Origin of the sequence: Phenylobacterium sp. (genome assembly GCF_036723115.1) — a bacterium.
GTDB lineage: Bacteria > Pseudomonadota > Alphaproteobacteria > Caulobacterales > Caulobacteraceae > Phenylobacterium.
Map to the genome: position 1 here is coordinate 1 of NZ_DAIMHV010000147.1, position 6,487 is coordinate 6,487.

At 72.0% G+C, this 6,487-nt stretch carries 6 protein-coding genes; 5 read left to right on the plus strand and 1 reads right to left on the minus strand.

What is annotated here, in order from left to right; all coding sequences use genetic code 11:
- From V7D28_RS12775 to V7D28_RS12795, 5 genes are all read left to right on the plus strand, one after another.
- Positions 1–691: MnhB domain-containing protein (locus V7D28_RS12775; RefSeq protein WP_333587765.1), on the plus strand; the 691-nt coding region annotated here is incomplete at its 5' end.
- A gap of 2 nt (positions 692–693) precedes the next feature.
- A complete protein-coding gene (locus V7D28_RS12780) occupies positions 694–1,017 on the plus strand; it encodes an NADH-quinone oxidoreductase subunit K (protein ID WP_333587766.1) in 324 nt (107 codons plus the stop codon).
- Positions 1,010–2,473 carry a complex I subunit 5 family protein gene (locus V7D28_RS12785; protein ID WP_333587767.1) on the plus strand — a complete coding sequence of 488 codons (1,464 nt, stop codon included), beginning with the start codon at positions 1,010–1,012 and terminating at the stop codon, positions 2,471–2,473. The genes V7D28_RS12780 and V7D28_RS12785 overlap by 8 nt, the downstream gene beginning before the upstream one ends.
- The gene (locus V7D28_RS12790) at positions 2,470–3,936 is read left to right on the plus strand and encodes a proton-conducting transporter transmembrane domain-containing protein (RefSeq protein ID WP_333587768.1); all 1,467 of its coding nucleotides are present in this window, start codon (positions 2,470–2,472) and stop codon (positions 3,934–3,936) included. The genes V7D28_RS12785 and V7D28_RS12790 overlap by 4 nt, the downstream gene beginning before the upstream one ends.
- Positions 3,933–5,678 carry a proton-conducting transporter transmembrane domain-containing protein gene (locus tag V7D28_RS12795; protein WP_333587769.1) on the plus strand — a complete coding sequence of 582 codons (1,746 nt, stop codon included), beginning with the start codon at positions 3,933–3,935 and terminating at the stop codon, positions 5,676–5,678. The genes V7D28_RS12790 and V7D28_RS12795 overlap by 4 nt, the downstream gene beginning before the upstream one ends.
- Here V7D28_RS12795 and V7D28_RS12800 read toward each other — a convergent pair.
- Positions 5,627–6,487, minus strand: an 861-nt coding sequence (locus V7D28_RS12800; RefSeq protein ID WP_333587770.1) for an SDR family oxidoreductase, incomplete at its 5' end; no start/stop codon positions are given. The two genes, V7D28_RS12795 and V7D28_RS12800, sit on opposite strands and share 52 nt — an antisense overlap.

Consider the following 6,487-nt stretch of genomic DNA (forward strand, 5'->3'; position numbering starts at 1 on the left):
CGCGGAAACCGCCCTGCTGCCCCGAAGCCGCCCTTCGCCCCTCATCGCCCTGGGCGCGGCCGCGGCGGCCGCCGCCCTCGCCGGGGCGGGCCTCTCGGTCCAGGGCGGGCAAGGCCTGACCGCCGCGGTCCAAGCCGAACTGCCCCGCTCCGGCGTCGATAACCCCGTCACCGCCGTCCTGCTGAATTTCCGCGGCTATGACACCCTGCTGGAGAGCCTCGTTCTGGCCGTGGCTCTCATCGCGGTCTGGTCGCTGACCCCCGACGGCGCCTGGGGCGGACGGCCCAGCGTGCGCCAGCATGTCCGGCCCGGCGGGGTCCTGGCCACCTTCGGCCGGCTCCTGCCGCCCTTCGGCCTCATCGTGGGCCTCTATCTCGTCTGGACCGGGGCCGATGCGCCGGGCGGCGCCTTCCAGGGGGGAACCGTGCTGGCCGCCGTCTGGCTGCTGGCGGCCATGGCGGGCCTGGTCAGCGCGCCCCAAACCTCCAGCCTGCGCCTGCGCCTGACGGTGATCTTCGGTCCGCTCGTCTTCCTTCTGGCCGGCCTCTGGGGGCTGAGCCAGGGCGGCTTCCTGACGTTCCCCACCGCCATCGCCAAGCCGCTCATCCTGGCCATCGAGCTCGCCCTGACCCTCTCCATCGCCGCCACCCTGGCCCTCCTGGTCCTGGGGCCGCCCCAGAGGCGGGCCTGACCATGGCGGCGCTCTTCATCCTGGCCGGGGCGGCTCTGACAGGGATCGGCGTCTATGGGCTGATCGCCCAGAGACACCTGCTGCGTCAGATCCTGGCCTTCAACGTCCTGGGCGGCGGCCTCTTCCTCATCTTCGGCGCCCTGGGGCGGGACCAGGCCCGGGGCCTCACCGACCCCGCCCCCCAGGCCATGATCATCACCGGCATCGTCGTGGCCCTGGCCGCCACCGCGCTCGCCGTCACCCTGGCCGTCCGCGCCGACCAGCTGCGCCGGGCGGAAGAGGAGGACGACGCCCTCACACCGCCGTCGGAGGCCGCCGATGGCTGAGGCGGCCCTCAGCATCGCCCTGCCCTTCCTGATGTGCCTGCTCGCCGTTCCCCTGGGGCGGCGGGCCGCAAGCCTCATCTGGATGGCGGCCCCCCTGGCGCTCGCCCTGGCCGGACGGCTCGTTTGGCTGGTCCTCGCCAGCGGCCCGGGCGTCCACGCCCCAGGCGGCTGGGGCGCGCCGCTGGGCATCGAGCTGCGCGTCGATGGCCTGGCGGCGGCCTTTGTGCTGGCCAGTGCCCTGGTCTGCGCCGGCGCGGGTCTTTTCGCGAGGTCCTATCTCGCGGCCGGGACGGAGACCCGCAAGGGCTTCGCCTTCTGGCCCCTCTTCTATGCCTGCTGGGCCGCGGTGAACGCCGTCTTCCTGGGCGGCGACCTCTTCAATCTCTATGTGGCCCTGGAGCTGCTCACCGTGGCCGCCGTGGCCATGGTCGCCCTGGAGGGCAAGGCTCCTCAGCTGGCCGCGGCCACCCGCTACCTGCTCTTCGCCCTCCTGGGCTCCCTGGCCTTCCTGGCCGGCGTGGTGCTGATCTATGGCGCCCATGGGATGATGGACATCGCCCGGCTCCGATGGGTGCTGGAACCAGGTCCGGCGGTCCTGATGGCCCTTCTGCTCATGAGCGTCGGCCTCATGGCCAAGGCGGCCCTCTTTCCGCTGCAGGGCTGGCTGCCCGACGCCCATGGCGGCGCGCCCGCCCCGGCCAGCGCCCTGCTCTCGGCCCTGGTGGTCAAGGCCGCCCTCTATATTTTGCTGCGTCTCTGGTTCGACCTCGCCCCGGAGATCGCCGGACCAAGGCTGATGACCGGACTTGGTCTTCTGGGCGCGCTGGGCGTCGCCTACGCCTCGGTCCAGGCCCTGCGCCAGATGCGGCTCAAGCGCATCGTCGCCTATTCCACCATCGCCCAGCTCAGCTATCTGATGCTGGTCTTCCCCCTGGCCGGCGGAACCGAGCCCCGCCCCTGGGCCGAGGCCGCCTGGTCCGGCGCCATGCTCCAGGCCCTGGCCCATGCCCTGGCCAAGGCGGCCATGTTCCTGGCCGCCGGGGTCATGGTCCTGGCCGCCGGCGATGACCGTCTCGATCACATGGCCGGCGTCAGCCGCCAGGCGCCCATGGCCTGCTTCGCCTTCGCCCTGGCCGCCGTTTCGCTCATGGGCCTGCCGCCCGGCGGCGGCTTCCTGGCCAAGTACCTCATGCTCACCGCGGCCTTCGACAGCGGCGGCTGGCTGTGGGCGGCGGTCCTGCTGGCCGGGGGCCTGGCCTCTGCGGCCTATCTCTTCCGGCCCCTCACCCGGCTCATGACCGCCCGGGGCGAGGAGGCCCCGCCGCTATCGCCAACGCCGCGCAGGCTGCAATGGCCGCCCCTGATCCTGGCCCTGGCCGCCCTGGCCCTGGGCCTGATTCCGGGCGCCTATGAGCTCCTGCAGGTCGGCGCCCCCTTGCCGGAGGCCAGACCATGAGCGCCGCCCTGCCGCTCCTGACCCTGCTCTCCAGCGTCGCCACCGCCCTGATCATCTTCTTCCTCCCCGATCGGATGGGGATGACCCGGGCGCTCATCAATATCGGCGGCGCCCTGCTGAAGCTCGCACTGGTGGCCCTGCTGCTGGCGGGCGTGGCCTCCGGTCAGGTCTATGAGACCCGCTTCGAGCTCGCGCCGGGATTTGAGTTCAATCTCCGGGTGGACGCGCTCTGCCTGCTCTTCCTGACCCTCTCGGCCTTCCTGTGGCTGCTCACCACCCTCTACGCCATCGCCTATTTCGGTGACGCGCCGGGCCAGTCGCGTTTCTTCGGCTTCTTCAGCCTCTGCGTGGCCGCCACCACCGGGGTGGCGCTGTCGGGCAATCTGCTCACCTTCTTCATCTTCTACGAGCTGCTGACCCTCTCCACCTGGCCGCTGGTGACCCACAAGGGCGACCGCGCCTCCCTGGCGGCCGGCGCCAAGTACCTCGCCTACACCCTGGCCGGAGGCGCGCTCCTGCTCGGCGCCATGGTGGGCCTCCAGAGCCTGGCGGGCCCCATCGACTTCGCCCGCCGCGACAGCCTGGCCGGCCTCGACCCCCTGGCGCTGACCGCGCTCTTCTTCGTCTTCATCGCCGGCCTCGGGGTGAAGTGCGCCCTCTTTCCCCTGCACGGCTGGCTGCCCTCGGCCATGGTGGCCCCCGCCCCGGTCAGCGCCCTGCTGCACGCCGTGGCCGTGGTGAAGGCCGGCGCCTTCGGCGTCATCCGCCTGCTCTACGACGTCTATGGGCTGGAGCTGGTCCAGGACCTGGGGGTCGGCCTGCCTCTGGCGGCGCTGGCGGCCTTCACCATCCTCTATGGCTCCTGGCGCGCCCTCTCCCAGGGGGACATCAAGCGGCGCCTGGCCTTCTCCACGGTCAGCCAGGTCAGCTACATCATCCTCGGCGCCGCCCTGGTGGCCCCCTCGGCCACCCTCGGGGGCTTGGTCCACCTGGTCCACCAGGGAATGATGAAGATCACCCTCTTCTTCTGCGCCGGCGCCCTGGCCGAGCGGGCCAAGGTCACCCGGGTCGATCAGCTTGACGGCATAGGCCGGGCCATGCCGGTGACCATGCTGGCCTTCTCCATCGCCGCCCTGGGCATGATCGGCGCGCCGCCGGTGGCCGGCTTCGTCAGCAAGTGGCAGCTGGGCGTGGGCGGGCTGGAGGCCGGCCAGCCCTGGGTGATCTTCGTCCTGGCCGCCAGCAGTCTGATGAACGCCGCCTACTTCCTGCCCCTCATCTACCGCGCCTGGTTCCTGCCGCCGGCCGCCGACCTGCCGCCGCGCCGCGAGCGTCCCCTGCTGCTGATCCTCCCGGCCCTGGTGACCGCGCTGGCCGCCCTGATGGCGGGCCTGCTGGCGGGGATGGAGATGAGCCCGCTGGGCTGGTCGCGCCTGATCCTCGAAAGGGCCTATGGCGCATGAGCCTGATTCAGACCCTGCTGTTCCTCGCCCCGGGCCTGCCGCTGCTGATGGCGATCGCCTGCGCCGCGCCCCGCCTGCGGCCGGTCATGGGCCAGGCCCTGGCGCTCGCCCCCCTGCCGGCGCTGGCCCTGGCGCTCCTGGCCGCGCCGGGCCTCGCCCAGCCCCTGCCCGACGCCCTGCTGGGGGCGGGCCTTCGGGTGGAGGCGACCGGTCGGCTCTTCCTGGGGACCGGCGCCCTGCTGTGGACCCTGGCCGGCGCCTATGTCCGCCTGGGCATGAGCGATGCGGACGCCGAGCGCCTGGCCGGCTGGTGGCTGGCGACGCTCGCCGGCAACATGCTGCTCTTCCTGGCCGCCGACGTGGTCACCTTCTATCTGGCCTTCGCCCTGCTCTCCCTCTCGGCCTTCGGGCTTATCGTCCATAGCCGCAGCGAAGAGGCCCGCCGCGCCGGGCGCATCTATCTGGTCCTGGCCATTTTCGGCGAGACCTGCCTGTTGCTGGGCTTCATGCTCGGAGCACAGGCCGCCGGCGCCATTCAGCTCCAGGGCATGGACCAGGCCATCCTCGCCTCCCCCTGGCGGGACATGACGCTAGGTCTGCTCATCACCGGCTTCGGGATCAAGCTGGGCCTGATCCCCCTGCACGTGTGGCTGCCGCTGGCCCATCCGGCCGCGCCGCCGGCGGCCTCGGCGGTGCTGTCGGGCGCCATCGTCAAGGCGGGCCTCTTCGGCCTGCTCACCTTCCTGCCCTTCGGCGCGGGCCTCGACGGCTGGGGCGCGGCGCTTACCGCCGTCGGTCTCCTCACCGCCTTCGGCGGGGTCCTCCTGGGCGCCTTCCAGCAGAGGCCCAAGACGGTGCTGGCCTATTCGACCCTGAGCCAGATGGGCGTGCTCACCGCGGCCCTGGGCGCGGCTCTGACGACGCAAGCCCCGCAAGGCCTGCTGACGGCGGCGGCCTATTACAGCGCCCATCACGGTCTGGCCAAGGGCGCGCTCTTCCTGGCCGTGGGCGCCCTGGCCCTGGCCGGCCCCCGCCTGGCCCGTCCCTTGCGCTTGGCCGCGGCCCTGATGGCGCTGGCCATAGCCGGCCTGCCGCTCACCGGCGGCGCCCTGGCCAAGCTCAGCCTGAAAAGCGCCCTGGAGCCTGGCCTTGCCACCACCCTGATCGCCCTGTCGGCGGCCGGCACCACGGTGCTGATGCTGCGCTTCCTGCAACTGGCCTGGCGGATCGCCCCGGCCGAGCCGCAAGCCGCCCGGCCAGGCCCCGCCCTTGCGGTCTTCGCCTGCGCGACCTGCGCCCTCATCCTGCCCTGGAGCCTGCTCCAGCCCCTGGCCGCGCTCACCCCCGGCTACGCGCTCAGCCTCGCCAATCTGTGGGAGTCGACCTGGCCCCTGATCCTGGGCCTCACCGTCGTCGGGCTGATCCGCCTGGCCCAGCGCGCCGGCTGGCGGGCGCCGGCCCTGCCTGAGGGCGACCTGGTGGTTCCCGCCGCCCGTCTCCTCTACGCCCTGCGCGAGGTCTATCAGGGCGCGCTCGCCGCCCGTCCCCGGCCGCAGCTGTCCTTACGTCTTCCCGATCCCGGCCCGAGACTTGAGCGGCTGGAACAGCGTCTGGCGCTCTGGCCCGTGGGCGGCGGCCTCGCCCTCCTGATGCTCGCCGCCCTGGCCCTGGCCGTCCTGGCCGATACGCCTCAGATCATCGGCTTGCCGCCGGTCACCGCCAGCGTGGCGCCGGACATGTAGCTCGCCTCATCGGAGGCCAGCAGCACATAGGCCCCGGCCAGTTCCGCCGGCTGGCCCGGGCGCTTCATCGGCGTCTGCTCGCCGAAGCTCTTGACCATCTCCTCGGGCAGGGTCGAGGGGATCAGCGGCGTCCAGATCGGTCCCGGAGCCACGCAGTTCACCCGCACCCCCTGCTCGGCCACCAATTGGGCGAGACCGCCGGTGAAGTTCTGGATCGCCCCCTTGGTGGTGGCGTAGGCCAGGAGCTTGGGATTGGGCGTGTCGGAATTGATCGAGGCGGTGTTGATGATCGAGGCGCCCTGGCCCATGTGCTTCAACGCCGCCTTGCAGAGATAGAAGATGGCGTCGAGATTGACCCGGAAGGTGTCGCGCCACTCCTCATCGGAGATCTCCTCGACGCTGTCGAAGGCCATCTGGTGGGCGGCGTTATTCACCAGCACGTCCAGCCCGCCCAGTTCCTTCACCGCCTGATCCACCAGGGCGCGGCAGTGGGCGGCGTCACCGATGTCGCCGGGCGCCAGCACGCACTTGCGCCCGGCCTCCTCCACCCAGCGCTTGGTCTCCTGCGCGTCCTCGTCCTCGCAGAGATAGCTGATCAGCAGGTCGGCGCCCTCGCGGGCGAAGGCGATGGCCACCGCCCGGCCGATGCCGCTGTCGCCGCCGGTGATCAGAACCTTCTTCCCCGCCAGCCGACCGGAGCCGCGATAGCTGGTCTCCCCGTGATCGGGGCGGGGGCTCATGTCCTTGGTCACGCCCGGCGTGTCCTGCGGCTGGGCGGGAAAGGGCGGGGTCGGCTTCGGGTCCATGGG

What these genes read in the sequence shown, in the direction of transcription:
- V7D28_RS12785 (WP_333587767.1), top strand. Translation starts at nt 1,010, where the DNA reads ATGGCTGAGGCGGCCCTCAGCATCGCCCTGCCCTTCCTGATGTGCCTG.
- V7D28_RS12780 (WP_333587766.1), top strand. Translation starts at nt 694, where the DNA reads ATGGCGGCGCTCTTCATCCTGGCCGGGGCGGCTCTGACAGGGATCGGC.
- V7D28_RS12790 (WP_333587768.1), top strand. Translation starts at nt 2,470, where the DNA reads ATGAGCGCCGCCCTGCCGCTCCTGACCCTGCTCTCCAGCGTCGCCACC.
- V7D28_RS12795 (WP_333587769.1), top strand. Translation starts at nt 3,933, where the DNA reads ATGAGCCTGATTCAGACCCTGCTGTTCCTCGCCCCGGGCCTGCCGCTG.